The sequence below is a fragment of the Haloferax sp. Atlit-4N genome (assembly GCF_003383025.1).
GTDB lineage: Archaea > Halobacteriota > Halobacteria > Halobacteriales > Haloferacaceae > Haloferax > Haloferax gibbonsii.
On the sequence record NZ_PSYY01000001.1, the window covers coordinates 233,121 to 255,510 of the forward strand.

Below are 22,390 nucleotides of genomic sequence, written 5' to 3' on the forward strand. Positions count from 1 at the left end.
TCAGTGCGCGGCCATCTCCGAGAGGACGTTGACGCAGTAGACGCCCGCGAGGATGAGAAGCAGACCGACGACGCCAGTCAGGTCGACCGGTTCGTCGAACACGACGACGCCGATGGCCGCGACGCCGACGATGCCCAGCGCGGCCCACGTCCCGTACACCACGCCGATGGGGAGCTCTTCAAGCGTCAGCGAGACGAGGTAGAACGCGAGCCCGTAGCCGACCACCACGCCGAGGCTCGGGAGGGGCTTGGAAAAGCCCGCGGACAGTTTGAGCGCGGTCGTTCCGACCAGCTCCGACGCGATTGCGCCGGCGAGTAACGCGTACGGGTTCATGCCCGTCGGTCCCGCCACGACCCCGATGAGCGTTCCGCAATCGCCCGCCACTTGCGGTCCGTTGCTCGCCGCCGAACAAGAAATATCAAACTACTAACTCGTGGGCGAGAGAGTCCCGACCATGACCGAACTCGGGGAACTCGGCCTGTCGAACTACGAGGAGAAGGCGTACCGGACGCTCCTCGTCACGGGTGCCGCGACGGCCGCGACCGTCTCGGACGCGAGCGGCGTCCCGAACGGCCGTGTTTACGACGTGCTCAACGGGCTTCGGGCGCGCCGGTTGGTCCGAGCGCAGTCGACCCAGCCGACGCGGTACGCCGCCGTCGACCCGGCCGCGGCGGTCGAGCGACTGCTGGCCGAGCGCGCCGCGGAACTGCGCGAGGAGTGGACGCGGTACCGCGACGTGGCCGACGCGGTCCGGTCGAACCTCCTGCCGACGCCACCGGCCGACGGGAGCGTCTGGCTCGGCCGTCTCGGCGGCGACGAGATGCGGACGGCGATGCACGAGCACGTGCGGGCGGCGACCGAGTCCGTCTCGGCCGCGGTCGGCCCGCCGTACGAGCGGGCCTCGTGGGAGACGCTCCGCACGGAGTTCGACGCGTTCTTCGAGGGCGCTCGCGACGACCTCGACGTGTCGCTGCTCCTCAGCGACCCCGTGCTCGACTCGCTCCCCGACGAGTTTCGGGAACTCGTGGCGTCGAAGCCGCAGACGGTCCGAGTCCGGTGCTTGCCGAGCCTGCCGGTCTCGTTCGACGTCGTCGACGGGACGGTCGCGTCGGTCGACATTCCGCACCCACAGTCCGCCGCCGACCGCCTCGGCGTCGTCGTGGTGACGGACGCGGGGGTCGTCGACGAGTTCGCTCGCCAGTTCCGAGCGCTGTGGCCCGACGCCGTCCCGCTTTTCGAGTGACGCCGGCGGTCCGGCGGCGCTCTCGAACGACGTTCGCCCCATTTATCACCGCCCGCGGCCGACTCCCGACCATGTCTTCGAACAGAAAGGGAGACCGACGCGAGCGCGAACTCGTCAACCGCCTCGACGAGGCCGGCTTCGCGGTCATGCGCGCGCCCGCCTCCGGGAGCGCGACGACGCGCGAACTCCCCGACGTGCTCGCGGGCAACGGCGAGGTGTTCTACGCCATCGAGGCGAAGGCCTCCAGCGGTCGCCCCATCTACCTCGACGGCGAGGAGGTCGAAGCGCTCATCTACTTCTCGCAGAACTTCGGCGCGAAGGCCCGCATCGCCGTCCGATTCGACCGCGAGGACTGGTACTTCTTCCACCCCGGCGACCTCTACGTGACCGACGGCGGGAACTACCGCGTCAAAAAGGAGACGGCGCTGGCGGAGGGCGAGGACTTCGAGTCCTTTACCGGCGGACCGACGCAGACCAAACTCGGCGACGACTGAGGTCGCGGCGCGGCGTCTCGTTCTCCGCGTTCGCTCACGCCCGAGCGAGTCGCTCGCCGAGCGTGCGAGCGCCGACGAAGCCGCGCTCGACGCGGCTGAGCCGCGAGGCGGGGAACCGATAGGCGTGCAGTCCGCCGAGGTCCGAGAGGCCGGCGTTCACCGGCAGCGAGTCCAGATAGACCGCCTCGAACACCGGTTCGTGGTCGCCGTAGTCGCGCTTGCTCTCGAACGCGGCGACGAGTTTCCCCGTCTCGGTCGGCGTCTCGTCGGCTCGGGTGCCGAGCGCCCGCGTGACGACGAGGAGGCCGCCGCTCTCGCGGTCGCGGACGAGGTCGCCGGCGCGGTGTTCGTGGTCGCGGCAGAGCTGGGGCCCCGTCGCGTCCATCGGGACGAACGTCTCGTCGCCGCAGACGGCGCAGGTGGCGCTCCGGCGGCCCGGCGGCGGGACCTCGCCGCGGGTGATTTCGATGGCGACCCGGCGGAGGTGCTTGCAGCGGGCGTGTCGGATGGCGTTGTCGGGGCAGGTGCAGGTGCGAGCCTCCACGTCGACGACGTAGGTGCCGCCGTCGGTCTCGACGACGTAGCGCCCGTCGCGGAGCGGCCGGACGGCCATCGGCTCGACGCGGGCGCGGCGGGCGCGACCGGCCAGTCCGTCGGACGGGAGCGTGGTCTTGCGGCGCACCGGGCGGCGAGTCGACGCGGGTGTGTGTGCGATGTGCGTCATGGTGGTGCGGGATTCCGACCCTACCAGCGGCTGTTCGGGGTCAGTTTCCGTCACCTGCGTATAGGTTCTCGAACGACCTAAACCCTCGTTTCACGTGGAAAATCGGGCGCGTGAGTGGCTCTCGTCGGGCATCCGCCCATCGAAGACCTTTTAGAACGGCCGCGGATACGTCGTCGCATGGCTATCGAAGCGGAGATGCGGCGGAAGATTGCCGTCTCCATCGTCGCGGTCGGGGTGTTTATCGCCCTCATCGTCGGCATCGGTGCGACCTACAACCAGAGTGGACTCATCTCCACCGGCGGGTTCGCACTCGTCGGCGCTATCACGGCGTTCGTGCTCGTGATGGCTGGTATCGGCGTTTGGCTGTCGCGTTCTTCCTAATCCTCTCGGTCGGTTTCGGCGACCCCGTCGCCGTCGCGCCAGCGCCCGACGCGTAGCGGCGGCGCTCGTGGGTTGGATACGTCGTCAGCACGGACTCCGTCAGTCGGCGGTCTCGTCCGCGGCGACCGCGTCCGCGTCGTTTGTCGCCGTCTCGAAGTACTTCATCGGGTGCTTGATGGTGTCACAGCGGTCGTCGCGGTTCACACAGAGGTCGTACGCCTGCATCGTCTCGCAGGTCGGAGGCGCGTACTGCGACCCGCTGGAGTCCGCGAGAACCGTCGCCCGCGTTTCGAGTTCCTCGGCGTTCGCGTCGCCGACGACGCCGCCGACCTCCTCGGGTTCGAGGCCGACGCCGACGAGGAACGCCGCGAGCGCGAACGCCGCCTCGTTCGGGAGGTCCTCGTCGTCCTGCGCCCGCGCCAACAGCGCCTCGACGCAGGGCGGGAAGTGGTCCGGGTCGACCGAGTCGACGTAGACGACGTTGACCGCGCCGCGGTCCGAAAGCAGGTTCCGCAGGCGCTCGACATGGGGTTTGAGCGCGTCGGCGAGTCGGTCGCCCGCGTCGCTCCCGCGGACGGCGAAGGGAAGCCCCTCTGCCACCCGGCGGCGGACCGCCTCGCGGAGCAGTTCCGAGAGCTCCTCGTGGGTGACGCGGACCGCGCCGTCGGCCAGCGAGCGGTTGACGAGTCGCCAGTCCGCGCCCCAGTCGGTGTCGGAGTAGGTGAGGTACGGTCCCACGTCGACCCAGTAGTGGTCGGGCGCGCGGCGGCTGTTCCGGTTCCGGTTCGACTCGGCCCGCACCGCGCCGTCGAGGTCGAACTCGCGGAGGAAGTCGTCGAGGCTCGCGCGGGCCTCGCCGTGGACGTCGTCGTCGCCGGCGTCGAAGTCGGCGAGCATGCGCTCGTAGGCCGTGTCGGCCTCGGCGCGGGCGTACTTGTCCACCGCCGCGGGCGTCTCGACGAGCGAGACGATGATGCGCGAGATGGGGTACGAAAGCAGTTCCGTCTGGGTGTCCCACCCGTAGGTCTCGTCGGGGTCGGGTTCGACGGTGCCCTCCATGAGGGCGCGTTCGACGCGCTCGACGCCACGCTCGACGGCCGGGGCGTCCTCGGCGACGAGCGTCGCGATGGCGACGTCGGCCGATTCGACCGCCTCTCTGGCCGCGGCGAAGAACGGGTATCGGGCGTGGAGCGGGCGCATCCGCATACCGCCACGTTCCGGGTGCCCACCGATAAACGCGACGGATTCGGCGGTGGCGGGCATGGGCCGTGCGGCCGAGTCTCGCGGCGGGGTGTCGCCGGCGACGGCGCATCACACAACCTATTACCGACCACTTCCTCAGGCTCTCACGTGCCGCACTTCGACTACCCGTGTCCGGACTGCCGCGCCACCACCAGTCTCCACGACGCCGACTGTCGCTTCGAGGGGACCCCGTGGGTCGAAGTCGAGCGCGCCTACGTCGACATCGTCTCGGTCCTCGCTGGCGGGCCGTGCGACGAGGAGACGCTTCGCCGCGAAGCGCCGGGCGAGTGGGGGCCGCTCCAGCAGGCCGCGCTCCGGCGACTCAAGCGCGACGAGCGGGTGTCGGAGGCGAACTCGGGCGTCCTCCGCCTTCTCACCGCCGAGGAGTTCAGAGAGGAGGTCTCCGAGCCGACCCGGGAGCCGATGCGGACGCTCCACCAGTACGGGAGCGTCCCCGGCTGTCACGACAACGCCGTCTTCGCCATGATCGCGTGGTACGAGATGGTCGGCCTGTCGTGGCCCGAGACGCGCGAGAACGTCGTCAACTGGCTCCGCGACACCGGCGCGTGGGACCGCGGCGGCTTCGAGGAGGCGACGCCCGCCGAACTCGTCGAGAAGAAGCGCCACGTCTACGACGCGGGCTACGGCTGGAAGGAAAAGGCCGTCTCGGCCAAGCGCGTCATCGACAGATACCGTTCCTGAGCGCCGACCCGGTTCGCCCTTCGACCCAACGTTCCCTTCGATTCTCCCGCGAACTCGGCGCAACCGTTAGGCGTTTCTCGCGCGTTTGTGGTGTCGTGAGTGCCCCCGAGTCCGCCGTCTCTTCCGACGCCGAGTTCCCCGAGGAGTCGCGCGGAACGCGACGCGCCCTCGCGGTCGTCATCGCCGTCGTCTTCATCGACCTCCTCGGGTTCGGCGTCGTCATCCCCATCCTCCCGTTCTACGTCCGAAGCTTCGGCGTCAGCGACGTGTACATCGGGTTCTTGGCGGCGTCGTACTCGCTCATGCAGTTCCTCTTCGCGCCCGTCCTCGGCCGCATCTCCGACCAGCGGGGCCGCCGGCCGGTCATCATGCTGTCGCTCGTCGGGAGCGTCCTCGCGTGGACGGTCTTCGGCGTCGCCGGCGAAATCGACCTGCTGTTCGGCACGACGCTCGCGGTGGCGACGCTGTTCGCCTCGCGGATGCTCGCGGGCGCGATGGGCGGCAACATCGCCACCGCGCAGGCGTATATCGCCGACATCACGCCCCCGGCGCGGCGGGCCGGCGCGCTCGGCCTCGTCGGCGCGTCGTTCAGTCTCGGGTTCATCTTCGGGCCGGCTCTGGGCGGTCTGATGGCCTCCGAGCCGGTCGTCACCATCGCCCGCGACCTGCTCCCGTCGTTCGTGCCCGCGACGCGGTTCTCGCTGCCGAGTTTCACCGCGGCGGCGTTGAGCCTCGTCAGCCTCGGCTTCGCGTTCGTCTTCCTGCGCGAACCCGAGCGCACCCGCGCGCCGGCCGGCACGCCCGCGACGACGCTCGTCTCGCAGTTCCGCACCGCCCTCGCCGACGACGACCTCCGGGGACTCGTCGTCTCCTTTTTCGTCGTCTCGGTCGCCTTCTCGGGGATTCAGGTCATGTTCATCCCCTTCGCGGCCGACGTGTACGGCTACGGCGAGACCGAGACGGCGCTGTTTCTGACCTACATCGGCCTGCTCGGCACGCTGAATCAGGGGGTCGTCGTCGGCCGACTCGCCCGGCGGTACTCGGAGGCGAAACTGGCGGTCGTCGGCGCGGTCGGGCTCCTGCTCTCGCTCGCGTTGCTCCCCTTTTCGCCCGACATCGGGGCGGTGCTCCCCGCGGTCGGCGGCCCGCCGTGGCTCACCCGCGAACTCGTGGCGCTCCTCCTCGTCGGGGCGCTCCTGTCGTTCGGAAACGGGATGTTGAACGTCTCGCTGTCGACGCTCGTCTCCACGTCGGCGTCGGCCGACCAGCAGGGCAACGCCTTCGGGGTCACGCAGGGCGCGGGAAGCCTCGGCCGAACGCTCGGTCCGCCGTCGATGGCGGCGCTGTACGTCCTCGCGTACTGGTCGCCGTTCGTCGTCGGGGCCGCGCTCATCGTGCCCGTGGTCTACGTCCTCGCGTCCGTGGCGCGCCGGCCGCGGGCGGAAGCGCCTTGAGTGCCTGAGTGTCGCGGCCGAGACACGACACCCGCGGCCGAGACGCGGCTGACCCGTCGCTCGAATTTCGCCGCGGCCCGCAAGTGTTACGAGCGCCGAGTCTGAGGTTTATGCGTGCCTTCGGTCGCCGCCGTCTCGCCGCTGGTCGTCCTCTGCCTCGTCGCGGCGCTCGTCTCCGTCTCCATCGCGGTCGTCGCCTGGCGCGAGGGCACCGAACCCGGTTCGAAATCGCTGTCGGTCCTCCTGTTTTCGGCGGCGCTCTGGGCCGGCTCCTACGGCGTCGCGCTCACGGTGTTCGACCCCTCGCTCCGATTCTGGTTCCAAATCCCCATCGACGTCGCGCAGGCCGTCATCGCGCCCGCGTGGTTCGCGTTCGCGCTTTCCTACACCGGCCGCGGCGAACTCCTCTCGCGGCGGCTCATCGCCGGGCTCCTCGTGTTTCCGGCCGTCACCGTCGTCGCGCTCGCCACGAACCCGAGCCACGGCTTGCTGTGGACGAACTACCACATCGACCCGGTGTTCGGCGCGGCCACGGTGCGGTTCGACCCGAACCTCTGGTACTACCTCCACGCGGTGTACGGCTACGTCATCATCGGCTCCGGGCTCGTCCTCATCATCGAGATGCTGGTCGAACGGCTCTCGCACTACCGCGAGCAGGCGGTCACCCTCGCCATCGGCTCGACCGCGCCGACGGTCGCCCACGTCGCCCACACCTTCGGCATCGGCCCGCTTCAGATGGTGAACTTCACGCCCATCGCCCTCGCGGTGACGGGCGCGACGTTCGGCCACGCGCTCTACCGGTTCCAGCTGTTCGGGCTCTCGCCGGCGACCGGTCGGCTCGGCCGCCGCGCCGCCATCGACGACGTGGCCGTCGGCATTCTCGTCCTCGACCGCGAGCACCGCGTGGTCGACGCCAACGAGACCGCCTCGTCGCTCCTCGACCTCGATCCGGCCTCGGCGTTCGACCCGCTGTCGTCGGTGCTTCCGGGCGTCGACCTCGACGAGGACCGACAGCTCGTGGACGTGACGGTCGACCGCCGCCGCCGGACCTACGAGGTGACGCTCTCGCCGGTGACGGACCAGCACGGCCGCCGCCTCGGCCGGACCGTCACCGTCTCCGACGTGACGGGGCGGGTCCGCCGCCGCCAGCGCCTCGAAGTCCTCAACCGCGTCCTCCGGCACAACCTCAGAAACGACATGACGGTCGTCATCGGCTACGCCGACATGCTCGCAGAGCGGCTCCCGGCGGACCAGCGCGACCCCACCGACACGATACGAGCGCGGTCGAACAAGCTCCTCTCGCTCGGCGAGAAGGCCCGGACCGTCGAGCGGGTCATGGCCGGCATCGACGGCGGCAGCCGCTTCGACGTCGCCGCGACGGTGCGAACCTGCGTCGCCGAGGTCCGCGCGGAGTTCGACGCCGGCTCGGTCGACGTGGACGCCCCCGAGTCGCTGCCGGTCTCCGGGAGCGAATCGGCGGCGAAGCTCCTCGTCAGCGAACTCGTCGAGAACGCGCTCGAACACGGCGGCGACGACCCGACCGTCTCCGTGTCGGTCCGGGCCGCCGACGCCGACCTCGTCCTCGTCGTCGAAGACGACGGCCCGGGCGTCCCGGACTACGAGCGCTCCGTGGTCGAGACCGGCGGCGAGTCGCCGCTCCAACACGGCAGCGGCCTCGGTCTCTGGGCGGTCCGGTGGACGGTCGACGCGCTCGGCGGCGACCTCACGTTCGACGTTCGGGGCGGGCGAGACGGGGCGGCCGACGGGGCCGGAGACGCGGCCGACGAGTCAGCGGGCCGCGGCGACACCGGCACGACGGCGACGATTCGACTGCCGTACTGGTGTCGGGACGAGACGGCCGACGCCGTCGCTGACCGGTAGGAGTCGGGAGAAACGATGGGACGGCTCGGTGGTCGGTGAACGACGCGGTGGCCGAAACGTCCGCTCAGTCGCTCTGGATGCGCGGGGCGAGCATGTACGTGATGGTGCCCATCCCTTCCGCGATCTGGTAGTGAAGCTTGACCGGGAACTCCTCGCCGAGTTCGACGGTGACCTCGGCGTCGGTCGGAATCGCCTTGTTCATGTCCTTCAGGTAGTCCAGCGAGAACAGCGAGTCGGCCGCGCCGGCTTCGATGCTGATGAGGTCCGCGGGGGGAAGCGACAGGTCAACGTCGTCGGTGTCGCCTTCGGCCTCGATGTGGAACGTCTCTTCCGCGCCGTCGACGCGGAGGCGGATGTGGTCGGAGACCATGTCGGCCGCCTTGATACCGCGGTCGAGGTGCGTCCCTTCGAGGACGATGTTCGCGGCGAGGTCGAGGTCCGGAATGTCGGGTTCCTGGCGAATCGAGTCCGGGTCGATGAGCGCGAGCGTGTACGACAGCCCGTCGATGCGGATGTTGAGCTTGCGCGTCTCCTCGTCGAGCGTGAGGTGGATGAGGTCGCCCGAGCCCGCCATCCCGGCGACCTCTTCGAGGCGGGAGAGGTTGACGCCGATGACGCCGCCGTCGGCTTCGTAGGATTCGAACGCCGCCGCGTCGAGCGTGAGGTCCACCATGCCGACGTTCGCGGGGTCGACGGCGCGGATGGAGAGACTCTCCTCGTTGAGTCGAATCTTACACTCGTCGACGAGGACGCTCACGGAGTCGAGCGCGTCCCGGAGCGTCGCGGCGCTCACGATGGCCTTGAACATATGTGCCGTCGTACGACAGCGGTCTTAAAAATACTCCTGATTTGGACTCACCGCAATATGATGTTCGCACGCTCTCCCGCGTGCGCGCTCCCGCGAGCACCCCATCGCTCCCGTCGGCTCCCCATGGGTGTTGTTGTCACTGTTCGGCTATGCAGCTAACCTGCCGATTTCTGGGGTCTCGGGCTTCAAAGCACTCAAATAGCTGATTGTGCAACTCCCGGCTATGGCGAACGACGACACGAAGACAGCCGCCCGCCGACGAGGTGCCGAGAGATGAGCGACGCCGCCGACGCCGACGCGACTTCCACCCGCGTCGCCTTCGTCTGCGTCCAGAACGCCGGCCGGAGCCAGATGGCGACGGCCTTCGCCCGCCGGGAGCGCGACGAGCGCGGCGTCGGCGACCGAATCGAGGTCGTCACCGGCGGCACCGACCCCGCCGACCACGTCCACGACGAGGTCGTCGAGGTCATGGGCGAGCGGGGGTTCGACCTCGCAGACGAGACGCCGCGCGCAATCGAGCAGGACGAGATTATGGGCGTCGACATCGTCGTCACGATGGGCTGTTCGGCCGAGGGTATCTGTCCGATGACGTGGCGCGGTGACGCCCGCGACTGGGCCCTCGACGACCCCGACGGGCGGGACCTCGACGCGGTCCGGGCGATTCGCGACGACATCGAGGGGCGCGTCGCGGCGCTGTTCGACGAACTCGTCGGCGACGACTGAGCCAGACCGCCTCGACGCCGACGCCGTCGGATGTGGGACTGTTCCGCACGCTTCACGGCGCAAGCCGAAGCCGGTATACGGCCTGATACGCTACTGCTGTCAAGACCATGGCGCGCAAGGACCACTACTACAACAAGGCCAAACAGGAGGGCTACCGCGCCCGCTCGGCCTACAAGCTGAAACAACTCGACGGGGACGCGGGGCTGTTCGGCCCCGGCAACACCGTCGTCGACCTCGGTGCCGCCCCGGGTGGGTGGCTGCAGGTCGCCTCCGAGGCGGTCGGCGACCACGGCAAGGTCGTCGGCGTCGACCTCCAGCGAATCCGCGGCATCGACCGCGACAACGTTCAGACGATTCGCGGCGACATGACCGAAGACGAGACGAAAGAGGAGCTGACGGCCGTCATCGGCGAGCGCGGGGCCGACGCCGTCGTCTCCGACATGGCGCCGAACATGACCGGCGAGTACTCGCTGGACCACGCTCGCTCGGTCTACCTCGCCCGGCAGGCGTTCGAGGTCGCACAGGAACTGCTGGCGACCGGCGGCGACTTCGCCGTGAAGGTGTTCGACGGGCCGGACGTCGCGGACCTCCGCGCCGACATGGAACGGGAGTTCCAGTACGTCCGGTCGATGCGCCCCGACGCCTCCCGCGACAGCTCCTCCGAGCAGTACCTCGTCGGCAAGCACTTCCTCACCGCCCCGGTCCGCAAGGGCGACGAGCTCGAGGTCGAAATCGTCGACGTGGGCAGCGAGGGCGACGGCATCGCCAAGGTCGAGGACTTCACGCTCTTCGTCTCCGGGACGGAGGCGGGCGACACCCCGACGGTCCGCGTCACCGACGTGAAGCCCCGGTTCGCCTTTGCCGAGCCGATAGACGACTGAACGCGCTGATTTCACGCTCCCGCGCCTGCGCGCCCCCGCATCGACGGCTCCGCGTGTTCCCTTCGATTTGTGCCTCACTCCGGGCAAAAATTATTATCCATTGACACGACTCTGTTCGTGAGTCCCCATGTCAACAGACACCACGACCGCTGAATCGCGACCACTGTTCACCGGCCTCCCGTCGGGCATCGTCCCGTACGTCGCCATCGTCGGGGCGCTGACCTCGACGTACGTCCACCTGTCGATGGCTCCGATGTTGCTCCAGTTCGACCAGACGCAGGCGGTGCTGTTCGTCCTCGCGGGCGTCGGCTTCCTCGCGGGCATCGCCGTCTACCTGAGCAAGTTCTGGCGGCGCGAGTTCTACCTCGTCGCCATCGCGTTCGCGCTCGCCCAAATCGTCGCCTGGGTCGTCATGAGCGGGCGAGTCAGCGACATGGCGATTCTCTCGAAGGGCGGCGAGGCCGTCTTCGCCGTCGCGGCGGCGTACCTCTACCTGAACGACTCGCCGGACGCGTCCGCGGCGGCCTGAGCGCGCGCTGTCGCTCTCGCCGGCCCCGCGTCCCAGCGTCCCGTCGCCCCGCCGTCTTTCTCAGTCGTACACCACGAGGTCGAGTCGAAGCCCCGTCCGGCACCCCTTCCAGCCGCCGCGGCAGGCTCCGGTGGCGAGGATGTCGCCGAACGACGTGTACGTCCCGCAGTTCGGACAGCGAACCCCCATCTCCATCCCGTCTCGCTCGGTGAGCCTGTGGCGGTGCTCGTCGGCCATACGTCGTGTGGTATGCTACCAAAAGAGATAAGCCGTCCGTCGTCCTGGGAACGCCTCAGTCCGCGACCCAGCCGTCGGTCGAGGACTCGTCGTCGTCGCGCAGGAGTGCGACGGTCCCGTAGACGAACGGCGTGTCCACGACTGCGATGAGGAGCTTCAGGAGGTACTGGCCGATAGCGAGGCCGACGAGGACGTTCCACGGTAGCGCGTCGCCGATGCCGAGGACCGTCGGCGCGACGTAGAACGCGACGCCGACGAAGATGACCGTGTCGATGGCCTGACTCGTCGCCGTCGAGACGATGTTGCGGAGCCAGAGGAACGCGCCGTCGGTCATGTCGCGGATGCCGTGGAAGACGACGACATCCCAGTTCTGGCTCACGAGGTACGCCAGCAGGCTCCCGGCGACGACGTTCGTCCCCGACGACAGCACCGTGGCGAACTGCCCGGCGAACTCGGGGTTCGCGGCGGGCGCGGCGATGGTGCTCCAGACGAGTCCGAGGAGGACGAAGTTCATGACGAAGCCGACGTTCACCATGACCTGCGCCGCCCGGCGACCGTACAGTTCGGAGTAGCAGTCGGACGCGAAGAAGGTGAGCGCGTACGCCAGCGCCGCCCCCGGCATCAGGATGGCCGCGCCGACGTACGGGAGTTCGCCTATCGCGGCCGGCAGGGGAATCGCGAGCAGTTTCGACGCCGTCAACTGCGCCGTCGTCAGCGCGGTGACGAACAGGCCGACGAGCGCGACCTGCCCGACGGCCGACCGCCCCTCACTCATCTTCGACGAGGCGATTGTGTCGGTCGTCTATCTCGTCGAGGATGTCGAGCGTCTTCCGGATGGACGCCCGAACCGCATCGCTCCGGTTCACGAACTTCTTGTCGTCGCCGACGTGCTCGTCCAAGTCCGCGAGCAGTTCGTCGGGAATCTCGACGCTTATCTTGGCCATACTCTGCGATTCTCACGAGAATACTTAACGCCTTTTCAACGGTCTCAGCGGCGATATTTGGCGCGTTTTTCGGGTCGGCGAGTCGGCGCGGCGGTCGCTCCGAGGACCGCCCTCACTCCGCCGCGCCGCGGGCGGGCGAGAGGTCGCGTCGGCCGCCGACCGTCAGCACGAACAGGACGCCGAGACCGACGCCGTAGGCGGCCATCAGCGGGAGCGTCACCATGAACATCGTCGTGATGCTCGCGGGGGTGAACACCGCCGAGATGGCGAGGATGAACACCGTGACCTCGCGCCAGCGCTTCCGCATCATGCGGTAGCTGATGCCGGCGGTGTTGAGAAGCACCATCAGGATGGGGATGTCGGCGAGGAGGCCGATGCCCGCGGTGGTGAAGAAGATGAGCCAGAAGAAGTTGGTGATGCGGTAGGAGATTATCATGTTCGCCGCGATGGCGTCCTCGACGAGGAACGTGATGACCGTCGGCGCGACGTAGCTGTAGCCGAGCGCGAAGCCGCCGAGGAGGCCGCCGACGAGCGCGCCGGTCCACAGGAAGACGGTCCGGCGGCGCTTGCGGATGATGTTGCGCTCGCGGAGCGCGGGCCACGCGAAGTACGCGACGAGCGGGAGCGTCGCCAACACGGCCAGAATCGTCGAGAACTTCACCTCGAAGATGAGCGCCTCCATCGGGTGGAGCGCGACGACGTTGAGCACTTCTTCCGGCGTCACCGCGGCGGGTAGTCGGCCGAGGAAGTCCTCGTAGACGTCCCTGATGCCGCCCGTGTAGAGCCAGCCGAACGTCGACGCGAGGACGAGCATGAACCAGCCGACGACCCAGAACGCCCGCGAGGTGACGGAGTCGACGATGAACGCGATGTCGGTGTAGTAGCCGCCGATGTCGTCCTCGTCGGTCTCGCCCCCGGTCAGTTCGGAGAAGAACGCGCCGCCCGCGCGGGTCGTCCGGTCTTCGAGTTCGCCCGGCTCGTCTTCGGCGTCGGCCGCCTCGGCCTCGCGGTCCGCTTCGGCCTCGTCGAACCGGTCGATGAGGGCCTGCGCTTTGGCCTTGTCGCCGTCGTCGATGGCGGCGGACGCGAGGCTCATAATCTCGTCTTCGTCGCGGTCGGCGAAGACCTCGGGCGGCGCGGCGCGGACGCCCGCCACGTCGAGCGCGGAGAGGTCGAGCTTCGAGGGGTCGCCGACGCCGACCTCGGTCCGTTCGAGCCGCTCGATGTCGCGGTAGACGAGGTACGCGAGGCCGAACGCGAGGCCGACGACACCGCCGGCGACGACGAACGCGCCCAGCACGAGCCCCGAGCCGGGGTCGAGGAACACGTAGTCGCTTCCGACCGCGGCGAGTCCGTCGTTGACGAGACCGACGCCGCCGTACTCGTAGAAGGCGTAGACGAGGAGGCCGCCGACGACGCCGACGCCCGCGAGGAGGTTCCAGTGGTGGGTCGCCGTCGCCTTGACGTCCATCTTCTCGCTGCCGCGTTTGGCCGTGACGACCACGCGGGCGAGATAGAGGCTGAAGGCGTACAGCGTGATGACGGGCACCGCCCACATGATTTGGGTGAACGGGTCCGGCGGGGTGAACAGCGCGCCGAACGCGAAGATGCCGACGACGGCGTGCCGCCACTTGTCGCGGAACAGTTCGTAGGGGACGATTTCGGCGTAGGAGAGCGCGGTCATCGCGAGCGGAAGCTGGCTCGCGAGACCGAACGAGAGCGTGAGCAGGAAGATGAACTGCGCCCACTTCACGATGGAGTAACTCGGCGTGAAGCCGGCCGACAGCGCGTTCTGCGCGAGGAACGCGAACGTGAACGGGAAGAAGACGAAGTAGCCGTAGGCGACGCCCGCGGCGAACAGCACGACCATCGTCAGCGCGATGAGCGCGAGTTTCCACGGCGCGACGGGCGATTTCGGCCACGCGCCCCGGGCTTTCAGCGCGTCCCGCGAGACGTAGATGAACGGCGGGAGCGCGAAGAGAACACCCACGACGAGACCGATTTTCGCCTGCAGGAGAATCACGTCGAACGGCGTCTGGGCGATGATGCTGACGTTGCCGGAGACGCTGGCGTCCATCTGTGCCTTGGTCACGCCCCGGAAGAACTCCCAGACGTAGAGTCGGAGCGCGTAGAACGTTCCGAGGAACCCGACGAGGAAGACGATGAAGACCTTCTGGAGGTCTTTTTGCGCCGCTCGGAGCATCGCACCGGCGGTCTCGCGGCCCGCCGCGATGGTCTGTTGGGTGTCCTCGTCGAGGGCGCTGGACATACGTACGTGGCGAAAGCAGTCTGGCGGTTATCAATCTTTTTCACCGCGGGCGTGATTTCGGCTCCCTCGACGCACCTCCTCGGCGCGATGCGAAAAGACCTATAACTGGCCGGAAGCGTAGGACACCTGAATGGCGGACGAGGAGCGCGACACAGGGCTCTCTGCGGCCGACGACGAGACGGACGCCTCGGACGACGCCGACCAGCGCTCGTCCGACGAGTCTGACGACGACGGGGCTTCGTCGTCCGACGGTCCGGTTTACGGTCGAGTCACCCCGCGAGACGAGACCGTTACCGACGGGTCTGCCGACGACGCTTCCGACGACGCCGATGCCGACGAGACGGAAGACGACGCCGGCGACGCCGACACTGATGCGGCCCCCGAAGAGGACGCGGAGGATTCCGATTCCGAAGAGGTCGCGGAGGATTCCGACTCGGACGACGGCGTCGAGGACTCCGACGCTGATGCCGATTCTTCCGGAAGTACCGGTGATAGCGACAACTCCGACGATAGCGACGACTCCGACGACGAGCCGCGCCTCCTCGCCGACGACGAACACACCTCGCACGTGCCCGAGGGGACGTACGACGATTCGAGCGACGAGTCGGCCGACGGCGCGAGCCCGGCGCTGACCGGCGAGGACGAGGTGGGCGGCGTGGCTCCGTCGTCCGTCTCCGTCGAGGACGCCGACTTCGACGACCCTGAGTTCGAGGGCGACGACTTCGACGACGAGGACGTTGGTGGCCTCGTCGGCGAGGCACCCGAGAGCGACCAGGAGATGCCGCTGACCGCGCACATCGAGGAGATGATTCGCCGGCTGGCGGTCGTCCTCGGCGTCGCCGGCGCGATTACGCTCGTGCTCTTCCCCGGCGCGGACATCCTCAACGCGCTCGTGGACACGCAGGCCGCCTTCGGCATCCACATCCCGAGCGCGACCGACGTTATCAACTTCCTCTGGAACTCCCACATCCCCGGCGCGGACACCATCGTGGACCGCCGGCCGCGGCTCTACGGTCCGCTCGAACTCATCCTCACCAAACTGAAGGTCGCCGGTCTCGCCGGCACCGTCATCGGCCTCCCCGTGTTCGTCTACGAGACGTACCTGTTCATGCGCCCCGGGCTCTACCCGAAAGAGCGCAAGTACTACCTCGCGGCCGTGCCGACGAGCCTCATCCTCGCGCTCGTCGGCGTCCTGTTCGCGCACTTCGTGGTGCTCCCGGCCATCTTCGCGTACTTCACCTCCTACACCGAGGGGACGGCGGTCGTCGCGTTCGGCCTCAAAGAGACGTTCAACCTCATCCTCATCCTGATGGGCTACATGGCGGTCGTCTTCCAGATTCCGCTGTTCGTGGAGTTAGCCATCATGATGAACCTCGTCACCCGGCAGTGGCTCGAAGACCGCCGCCTGCTGTTCTGGGGCGCGTTCCTCGGCCTCGCGTTCCTCGTCAGCCCCGACCCGACGGGGATGGCCCCCATCATCATCGGCGCGACGATGATCGTCCTGTTCGAGGGGACGCTCGCGGTCTTACGCTGGACCGGGAACTGACCGGCGTCTCGTTTCTTTCCCGTTTTCTGTCCAGCCGCTCCCGTTTTTCACCGACCGCCGACCGTTCAGAAGAGCTATTGCAGAATGGTTAAAATAATAATACGATGGTCGACCTCGTCGCCCTGTCGGTGGTCGCCCTCCCGCTCTGGTTCGTCGTGAGCGTCTGGGCCGGCATCGACGCGACCAGACACAGTTCGCACAACGCCTTCCTCTGGGGCCTCTCGGTGTTCGTCGGCGGGATTCTGGGCTTGGCGCTGTACCTCAACCTCGGGCGCGACGAACCCGGGGTGGGCCGCCGCGTGTCCGGTCATTCGGGGTCGCCGAACGGCGCCCCTTCTGTCCGCACCGAGACCGTTACCTGTCCGAACTGCCACTCGCTGGAGGAAGCCGACCGGGACACCTGCCGTTTCTGCGGCGAGTCGCTGTAACGCGTCGAACCTCCCGGAGACCGCGGGGAATCACGCCGCGTCCGACGACTCCGCCGCCTCCCGCTTCTCGGCGGCGACCGTCCCCTCGACGCGCGTCTTCAGTCCCTCGTTCATAGCGACGAACCCAGCCTTCGTCTGCTCGCCGACGAACCGCAACAGGAGTCCGGCGAGGACGCCGGAGAACGTCTCCGCGTGCTCGAAGCGCGTGCGCTCGCCGCCGTCGAGGGGTTCGAGGCGGAACCGGTGTTCGCCGTCGAACAGCCCCGGGAAGACGAGGTGGCCGAGCCAGCGCAGTTCGCGGTGTTTCTCGCAGTGGACGACGTCGGGTTCGAACTCCGACTCGCGGCCGCCCGGCGGCCGCAGGTGGACGGTGAGCGTCGCGCCCTCGTTCGGCCGCCCGGCGATTCGCATGAACGGGTTCCACTCGGGGTAGCGGTCGAAGTCGACGAGGGTCTCCCACACCCGTTCGGGCGGGGCGTCTATCTCGATGCTCGTCTCGATTTCGTGTGCCATACCCAACAGTTGGCGCGCCGAGACCGTGAATCTCGCGCGGAACACTCATTGCCGGTGGGGAAAGAGACGGACGTATGGCAACCCTCCTTCTCGCCAGACACGGCGAGACGACGTGGAACCGCGCCGGGCGCGTACAGGGGTGGGCCCCTGTGTCGCTCACCGAGCGCGGCCGCGCGCAGGCCGACGCCCTCGCGCACCACGTCGTGGACTCCTACGAGGTCGACCGCCTCGTCTCCTCCGACATCGAACGCGCTCAAGAGACCGCCCGCCCCATCGCCCGCGAACTCGGTCTCGAACCCGTCCTCGACTCCGCATGGCGCGAGCGCGACGTGGGCTCGCTGCAGGGACTGGAGTTCGACGAACTCACCGACCGCTACCCGCAGTACGCCCTCTCGGCGGTCGGCACGCCCGCCGCCCGCGAGCGCCCGCCGAGCGGCGAGAGCCTCGTCGAGGTCCGCCGGCGCGTCCTCAACGCCCACGAGGGGCTGGCCGATTCGCTCGACTCCGACGAGACGGTACTCGTCGTCAGCCACGGCGCGCCGATTCGGCTGTCGCTCGGCGAGGTGAAGGGACTCGACATCGTCGAGGCGATGCTGTCGCAACCGCTCGACAACGGCGGGCTGTGCGAGTTCGAAGTCGAACTGAGCGACGACGGTGACGAACCGTCCATCGGCGTCGTCGCCGAGAACGAGACGCGGTTTCTGACGACGTAGGTCGGTTCGGCGGTCCGGTCCGAGTTTCTGACTGTCGTCTCTCAGCTACTTTCGCATCGGGTAGTCCTGCGCGAACACGTCGTCCACGAGGAGGTCGTCGCCCGAGTCGGCGTCCGCCTCGGCCGCGGGGCTGACGCTCCCCGTCCGATAGCCGTGGAGGTCGAGCGTGACGTGGTCGAAGCCGGCGTCCTTCAGGTGGTCGCGGGCGGCGCGGACGAAGTCGGCGTCGAGGGCGCGGTCGAGTTCCTCCGGCGCGACCTCGATGCGGGCGAGGCCGTCGTGGTCGCGGACGCGGAACTGCTCGAAGCCCCACGTGCGCAGAATCGTCTCGGCGCGTTCGACCCGCGAGAGCCGCTCTTCGGTGACTTCGAGGCCGGTCGGAATCCGCGAGGAGAGACAGGCCATGGAGGGCTTGTCGGCGACCGACAGGTCGTACTCGTCGGCGATGGCGCGGACTTCCTCCTTGGTGATGTCGTGGGCGAGAAGCGGCGACAGCACCTCTAACTCCTCGACGGCGCGGAGGCCGGGGCGGTGGCCCTCGCCGGGGTCCGAGGCGTTCGTCCCGTCGCAGACGGCCTCGATGCCGCGGTCGCGGGCGGCCTCGTACATCCGGCCGAGACGCATCGTCCGGCAGTGGTAACACCGGTCGTCGTCGTTGGCGACGAAGTCGGGGTTGTCCAACTCGGAGAACTCGACGGTCAGGTGTTCGATGCCGATTTCCTCGGCGACGCGCTTCGCGTCGTCCAACTCGGCGTCCGGGAGGGTCTCGCTTTTCGCGGTGCAGGCCACCGCGTTCTCGCCGAGCGCGTCGTGGGCGAGTGCGGCGACCACGCTGGAGTCCACGCCGCCCGAAAAGGCGATGAGGACGCTCTCGCGCTCCGCGAGCGCCTCGCGTACTGCGTCGGCCTTCGCCGCGGTATCTCGCTCGCTCATGGCCTCCCTTCCCGGCCGACGGTCAAAAGCCCCTCGTCCCCGGCGCGAACGACCGCGAAGGGCGCACGCGCCCCCGAATCGGACGAAACGAGCGCTCCGGCGGCGGCGCGACCCGCGCGTCGTCCCCGAGTCACCACCCCGCGACTTTTTGTCCTATGCCGCGATAGGTCCGGCCGAATGGACTTCGAGACCATCCCGGGCGTCGGCGAGAAGACCGCCGCCGCGCTCGCGGAACTCGACGACGCCGAGCGAGCGCTCACCGACGGCGACGTGGCGGCGCTCGCGCGGGCACCGGGGCTCACGGAGGGCAGGGCGGCGGCCATCGCCCGCGGAGCGATTCGCCGCGACCACGACGACCCCGGCGGCTTCCTCGCCACCGACCGCGCCTCGGAAATCTACCGCGACGCGCTCGGTCTCCTGCAGGCGCGGACGGTCACGACGTACGCCGAGAAGCGACTGGAGACGCTGTTTCCCACCGGGTCGGCCTCGCGCATCGAGGAGGTCCGGGCGTTCGCGGCCGACGCGACCGACCTCGACCCCGACCCGGACGTGCTCGCCGCGCTGTCGGGCGTCGAACCCCTCGCGGACCCGAAGCCGCGTCGCGTCCGCGAGCGCTGTATCGCCACCGCCGACGCGGAGCGCTACGCCGCCGCCAAGGAGGCGTTCCCCGAACTCTCAATCGAGGTCGTCGAGGACGGCCGCGACATCGCCGAACTCGCGCGGTCGTACTCGACGGTGGTCGTCCTCGACGAGTCGTTCGCCGGCATCGACGTCGACGGCGACGTGCGCGTCCTCCCCGACGCCGCCGAGCGGACCGACGAGGTCGTCCCCGAGCGACTGCTCGCCTTCTTCGCCGCGAACCGCGAGGCGCTTTCGGCCGCCGCTGCGGTCCACGAGGCCGCCGGACTCTCCCCGCCCTGCGACCTCGCCGCTCTCCGCGACGCCCTGTCCCGACTGGCCGACGACGGGACCGTCCTCGGCGACGACGAACTCGAACGGCTCTCGAACGCGGTCGACGACCTCGACACGGCCGTCTCGACCGCCGAATCGGTCGCTAACGACCGCCTCCGCGACGTGATTCGCGAGCGCGACGTGACCATCGAGGGGACCGATTTCCTGTCTCTCGTCGAGCAGGGCGCGCGCGTCGACTCCCTGCTGTCGCGCGAACTCGAAGACGAGTTCGACGAGGCGCTTTCGGCCGCCCGCGACCACCTCGTGGAGTCGCTGTCGCTCCGCCCCGGCGAGGCCGACCTGACGGAGCGCGTCTTCCCCGAGGACCCGTCGTTCCCGCTCGGCCACGACGAGGAGGCGGTCGGCCGGCTCCGGACCGAACTGAAGGCCGCCCGCGACCGCCGCGCCGCGAAGCTGAAAGCCGACCTCGCCGCCGACCTCGGCGACCTGCGCGACCCCGTCGAGACGCTGGTCCGCGACGCGCTCGAACTCGACGTGCGCCTCGCCGTCTCCCGGCTCGCCCGCGACTTCGACTGCGTCTTCCCCGAGTTCACCGGCGCGGCCGGAAACGACGGCGCCGGCTCGTTCGCCATCGAGGCCGGCCGCTCGCCCCTCCTCGACGTGGACTTCGCCGACGTCGACCCCGTGGACTACGAGGTCTCGGGCGTCACGCTCCTCTCGGGCGTCAACAGCGGGGGTAAGACCTCGACGCTCGACCTCGTGGGGCTCGTCGTCGTCCTCGCGCACATGGGGCTTCCCGTGCCCGCCGAGTCGGTCCGACTCTCGCGTTTTTCCGAACTCCACTACTACGCCAAGTCGCAGGGAACCCTCGACGCCGGGGCCTTCGAGAGCACGCTCCGCGACTTCGCCGCGCTCACCGACGGCGCGGCCGACCGACTCGTCCTCGTGGACGAACTGGAGAGCATCACCGAACCCGGCGCGTCCGCCAAAATCATCGCCGGCATCCTCGAAGAACTCGCGGAACAGGGCGCGGCGGCCGTGTTCGTCTCGCACCTCGCCGGCGGCATCCGCGAGGCCGCCGACGTGTCGGTCGCGGTCGACGGCATCGAGGCGGTCGGGCTGGAAGACGGCGAACTCGTCGTCAACCGCTCGCCCGTGAAGGACCACCTCGCGCGGTCGACCCCGGAGCTCATCGTGGAGAAACTGGCCGGCGAGAACGAGACGAGTTTCTACGGGCGACTGCTGGAGAAGTTCGACTGAGGCGGTCACCCGCGGCGACACACGATTTATTTAGCCTCTCCGACAACTTCGCCCGTGCCCTCCGATTCGCTCTCCCCTGAAGAACGACAGCAGTACGACCTCGTCTACCACGCCACGAAGAACGCCGTCTGGGACGTGCTCGGGACCGCAGTCTACCTGTTATTTCTGGTGTTCGGCGGGTTCCTCGTGCTGTTCGGCTTCGTGCTTCCGGCGCTGGGTGCGCTCTCGCGGACCGGCGGGACGCCGGTCGTCCTCGGCGTCGGCGCGGTCGGACTGATTCTGCTCGTCGCCATCGGTTACCGAATCGTCCGGCTCCTTGAGTAAGTGACGTACCGGCTCGCGACCTCCCACCGGACCGCGGCGACGACTACCATCGGTCCCCCGTCGGACGCCGCCGCGGTAAACGATTAAGTCCCCCGCGCGTGGTACTTCACTCGATGAGGGAGGACCCCGAAGAGGGGATGCTGTCGTGGGACGAGACCGTGTTCCGCGACGAACACGTCTTCGAAATCGACCACGTTCCGGAGACGTTCAACCACCGCGAGAGCCAACTGCGGAGCCTGAAGTACGCGCTCCGGCCCGCGGTCCGCGGCTCTCGCCCCCTGAACACGATGGTGCGCGGGCCGCCGGGGACGGGCAAGACCACCGCGGTCCAGAAACTGTTCGGCGAGTTGGGCACGCAGTCGGGCGTCCGGACCGTCCGGGTGAACTGCCAGGTCGACTCGACGCGCTACGCGGTGTTCTCGCGCGTCTTCGAGCACATCTTCGAGTACGAACCCCCGTCGTCGGGCATCTCGTTCAAGAAGCTGTTCGGCCAGATAACCGACCGCCTCGTCGAGGACGACGAGGTGCTCGTCGTCGCGCTCGACGACGTGAACTACCTGTTCTACGAGAACGAGGCGTCCGACACGCTCTACTCGCTGCTCCGCGCCCACGAGGCGCACTCCGGCGCGCGCATCGGCGTCATCATCATCTCGTCGGACCTCTCGCTCGACGTCATCGACGAACTCGACGGGCGCGTCCAGAGCGTCTTCCGGCCCGAGGAGGTGTTCTTCCCCCGCTACGACGTGGACGAAATCGTCGATATCCTCCGCGGGCGGTCGAAACGCGGCTTCCACGAGGACGTCATCGGCGCGCCCGAACTCGACCAGGTCGCGGAGTTCACCGCCGACAGCGGCGACCTCCGGGTCGGCATCGACCTGCTTCGGCGCGCCGGCCTCCACGCCGAGATGCGCGCCTCCCGTACGGTCGACATGGAGGACGTGGAAGCGGCCTACGACAAGTCGAAGTACGTCCACCTCTCGCGGTGTCTGCAGGGGCTTTCGGACCCCGAGCGCGAACTCGTCCGGGTCGTCGCCGAGTACGACGGCGAGCGCGCCGGCGCGGTGTACGACGCCTTCAACGAGGAGACCGGCCTCGGCTACACGCGCTACTCCGAACTCGTGAACAAACTGGACCAACTGGGCGTCATCGAGGCGCGATACACCGAAATCGAGGGGCGCGGCCGCACCCGCGCCATCTCGCTGGCCTACGACGCGGACGCGGTCTTGGACCGCCTCTGACGCCGCCGCTT

General features: G+C 68.7%; 25 protein-coding genes. 15 read left to right on the top strand and 10 right to left on the bottom strand.

Features of this window, described 5'->3' with window-relative positions:
- Nucleotides 1–333, bottom strand: coding sequence for a multidrug efflux SMR transporter (locus C5C07_RS01190; protein ID WP_004973876.1), 333 nt, complete (start codon nucleotides 331–333; stop codon nucleotides 1–3).
- Between the two features lie 121 nt (nucleotides 334–454).
- Between C5C07_RS01190 and C5C07_RS01195 the strand changes: the two genes are divergently transcribed.
- A complete protein-coding gene (locus C5C07_RS01195; protein WP_004973875.1) occupies nucleotides 455–1,243 on the top strand; it encodes a TrmB family transcriptional regulator in 789 nt (262 codons plus the stop codon).
- Nucleotides 1,244–1,314: 71 nt separating this feature from the next.
- Nucleotides 1,315–1,737 (top strand): Holliday junction resolvase Hjc, encoded by a 423-nt coding sequence (hjc, locus tag C5C07_RS01200; RefSeq protein WP_004973874.1) that lies wholly within the window; start codon nucleotides 1,315–1,317, stop codon nucleotides 1,735–1,737.
- Nucleotides 1,738–1,771: 34 nt separating this feature from the next.
- On the opposite strand, the gene C5C07_RS01205 is transcribed toward hjc, so the two are convergent.
- Nucleotides 1,772–2,419: an SWIM zinc finger family protein gene (locus C5C07_RS01205; protein ID WP_115804923.1), complete on the bottom strand. Its 648-nt coding sequence runs from the start codon at nucleotides 2,417–2,419 to the stop codon at nucleotides 1,772–1,774.
- 219 nt (nucleotides 2,420–2,638) lie between these two features.
- On the opposite strand from C5C07_RS01205, the gene C5C07_RS01210 reads away from it, so the two are divergent.
- Nucleotides 2,639–2,842 carry a hypothetical protein gene (locus C5C07_RS01210; protein WP_004973872.1) on the top strand — a complete coding sequence of 68 codons (204 nt, stop codon included), beginning with the start codon at nucleotides 2,639–2,641 and terminating at the stop codon, nucleotides 2,840–2,842.
- Between the two features lie 99 nt (nucleotides 2,843–2,941).
- On the opposite strand, the gene C5C07_RS01215 is transcribed toward C5C07_RS01210, so the two are convergent.
- Nucleotides 2,942–4,042 carry a DNA primase gene (locus tag C5C07_RS01215; protein ID WP_115804924.1) on the bottom strand — a complete coding sequence of 367 codons (1,101 nt, stop codon included), beginning with the start codon at nucleotides 4,040–4,042 and terminating at the stop codon, nucleotides 2,942–2,944.
- A 150-nt stretch (nucleotides 4,043–4,192) separates the two neighbouring features.
- Between C5C07_RS01215 and C5C07_RS01220 the strand changes: the two genes are divergently transcribed.
- The 3 genes from C5C07_RS01220 (at nucleotide 4,193) to C5C07_RS01230 (ending at nucleotide 8,121) form a co-directional block, all read left to right on the top strand.
- A complete protein-coding gene (locus C5C07_RS01220) occupies nucleotides 4,193–4,786 on the top strand; it encodes a hypothetical protein (RefSeq protein WP_004973869.1) in 594 nt (197 codons plus the stop codon).
- Nucleotides 4,787–4,881: 95 nt separating this feature from the next.
- Nucleotides 4,882–6,240, top strand: coding sequence for an MFS transporter (locus tag C5C07_RS01225; protein WP_050458467.1), 1,359 nt, complete (start codon nucleotides 4,882–4,884; stop codon nucleotides 6,238–6,240).
- Between the two features lie 114 nt (nucleotides 6,241–6,354).
- Nucleotides 6,355–8,121, top strand: a complete 1,767-nt coding sequence (locus C5C07_RS01230; RefSeq protein ID WP_115804402.1) for a histidine kinase N-terminal 7TM domain-containing protein — start codon at nucleotides 6,355–6,357, stop codon at nucleotides 8,119–8,121.
- A 64-nt stretch (nucleotides 8,122–8,185) separates the two neighbouring features.
- Here C5C07_RS01230 and C5C07_RS01235 read toward each other — a convergent pair whose 3' ends face one another.
- Nucleotides 8,186–8,929, bottom strand: coding sequence for a DNA polymerase sliding clamp (locus C5C07_RS01235; RefSeq protein ID WP_004065599.1), 744 nt, complete (start codon nucleotides 8,927–8,929; stop codon nucleotides 8,186–8,188).
- A gap of 273 nt (nucleotides 8,930–9,202) precedes the next feature.
- Between C5C07_RS01235 and C5C07_RS01240 the strand changes: the two genes are divergently transcribed.
- The 3 genes from C5C07_RS01240 to C5C07_RS01250 all read left to right on the top strand — a co-directional run bounded on the left by C5C07_RS01240 (nucleotide 9,203) and on the right by C5C07_RS01250 (nucleotide 11,062).
- Nucleotides 9,203–9,652, top strand: coding sequence for a low molecular weight phosphatase family protein (locus C5C07_RS01240; protein WP_004973866.1), 450 nt, complete (start codon nucleotides 9,203–9,205; stop codon nucleotides 9,650–9,652).
- Nucleotides 9,653–9,759: 107 nt separating this feature from the next.
- Nucleotides 9,760–10,533: a 23S rRNA (uridine(2552)-2'-O)-methyltransferase gene (locus C5C07_RS01245; protein WP_004973864.1), complete on the top strand. Its 774-nt coding sequence runs from the start codon at nucleotides 9,760–9,762 to the stop codon at nucleotides 10,531–10,533.
- Between the two features lie 127 nt (nucleotides 10,534–10,660).
- Nucleotides 10,661–11,062 (top strand): hypothetical protein, encoded by a 402-nt coding sequence (locus C5C07_RS01250; RefSeq protein ID WP_004973859.1) that lies wholly within the window; start codon nucleotides 10,661–10,663, stop codon nucleotides 11,060–11,062.
- Between the two features lie 60 nt (nucleotides 11,063–11,122).
- Here C5C07_RS01250 and C5C07_RS21525 read toward each other — a convergent pair whose 3' ends face one another.
- The 4 genes from C5C07_RS21525 to tatCt form a co-directional block, all read right to left on the bottom strand.
- Entirely contained in the window at nucleotides 11,123–11,299 is a 177-nt protein-coding gene (locus C5C07_RS21525; protein WP_004968931.1) for a hypothetical protein, read from the bottom strand.
- A gap of 55 nt (nucleotides 11,300–11,354) precedes the next feature.
- A complete protein-coding gene (locus C5C07_RS01255; protein ID WP_004973857.1) occupies nucleotides 11,355–12,074 on the bottom strand; it encodes a queuosine precursor transporter in 720 nt (239 codons plus the stop codon).
- On the bottom strand, nucleotides 12,067–12,243 hold the full coding sequence (locus tag C5C07_RS01260; RefSeq protein WP_004045298.1) for a ribbon-helix-helix domain-containing protein: 177 nt from the start codon (nucleotides 12,241–12,243) through the stop codon (nucleotides 12,067–12,069). The genes C5C07_RS01255 and C5C07_RS01260 overlap by 8 nt, the downstream gene beginning before the upstream one ends.
- Before the next feature lie 112 nt (nucleotides 12,244–12,355).
- Complete coding sequence (tatCt, locus tag C5C07_RS01265; protein ID WP_004973855.1) at nucleotides 12,356–14,512, bottom strand: Sec-independent protein translocase protein TatCt; 2,157 nt, start codon at nucleotides 14,510–14,512, stop codon at nucleotides 12,356–12,358.
- Nucleotides 14,513–14,642: 130 nt separating this feature from the next.
- Here tatCt and C5C07_RS01270 point away from each other — a divergent pair, with 130 nt between their 5' ends.
- Both C5C07_RS01270 and C5C07_RS01275 read left to right on the top strand, forming a co-directional pair.
- Complete coding sequence (locus C5C07_RS01270) at nucleotides 14,643–16,058, top strand: twin-arginine translocase subunit TatC (RefSeq protein ID WP_115804403.1); 1,416 nt, start codon at nucleotides 14,643–14,645, stop codon at nucleotides 16,056–16,058.
- Between the two features lie 104 nt (nucleotides 16,059–16,162).
- On the top strand, nucleotides 16,163–16,486 hold the full coding sequence (locus C5C07_RS01275) for a hypothetical protein (RefSeq protein WP_115804404.1): 324 nt from the start codon (nucleotides 16,163–16,165) through the stop codon (nucleotides 16,484–16,486).
- Nucleotides 16,487–16,516: 30 nt separating this feature from the next.
- Here the strand turns inward: C5C07_RS01275 and C5C07_RS01280 are convergent, their stop codons facing one another.
- Nucleotides 16,517–16,999, bottom strand: a complete 483-nt coding sequence (locus C5C07_RS01280) for an SRPBCC domain-containing protein (protein ID WP_050458471.1) — start codon at nucleotides 16,997–16,999, stop codon at nucleotides 16,517–16,519.
- A 74-nt stretch (nucleotides 17,000–17,073) separates the two neighbouring features.
- Here C5C07_RS01280 and C5C07_RS01285 point away from each other — a divergent pair, with 74 nt between their 5' ends.
- On the top strand, nucleotides 17,074–17,712 hold the full coding sequence (locus tag C5C07_RS01285) for a histidine phosphatase family protein (RefSeq protein WP_004973847.1): 639 nt from the start codon (nucleotides 17,074–17,076) through the stop codon (nucleotides 17,710–17,712).
- Between the two features lie 45 nt (nucleotides 17,713–17,757).
- On the opposite strand, the gene larE is transcribed toward C5C07_RS01285, so the two are convergent.
- Nucleotides 17,758–18,645 carry an ATP-dependent sacrificial sulfur transferase LarE gene (larE, locus tag C5C07_RS01290; RefSeq protein ID WP_004973846.1) on the bottom strand — a complete coding sequence of 296 codons (888 nt, stop codon included), beginning with the start codon at nucleotides 18,643–18,645 and terminating at the stop codon, nucleotides 17,758–17,760.
- Nucleotides 18,646–18,822: 177 nt separating this feature from the next.
- On the opposite strand from larE, the gene C5C07_RS01295 reads away from it, so the two are divergent.
- From C5C07_RS01295 to C5C07_RS01305, 3 genes are all read left to right on the top strand, one after another.
- On the top strand, nucleotides 18,823–20,817 hold the full coding sequence (locus tag C5C07_RS01295) for an endonuclease MutS2 (RefSeq protein WP_115804405.1): 1,995 nt from the start codon (nucleotides 18,823–18,825) through the stop codon (nucleotides 20,815–20,817).
- A 54-nt stretch (nucleotides 20,818–20,871) separates the two neighbouring features.
- Complete coding sequence (locus tag C5C07_RS01300) at nucleotides 20,872–21,141, top strand: hypothetical protein (RefSeq protein ID WP_115804406.1); 270 nt, start codon at nucleotides 20,872–20,874, stop codon at nucleotides 21,139–21,141.
- Between the two features lie 113 nt (nucleotides 21,142–21,254).
- The gene (locus C5C07_RS01305; protein WP_004973842.1) at nucleotides 21,255–22,379 is read left to right on the top strand and encodes an ORC1-type DNA replication protein; all 1,125 of its coding nucleotides are present in this window, start codon (nucleotides 21,255–21,257) and stop codon (nucleotides 22,377–22,379) included.
- The last annotated feature ends 11 nt before the right edge of the window (nucleotides 22,380–22,390 follow it).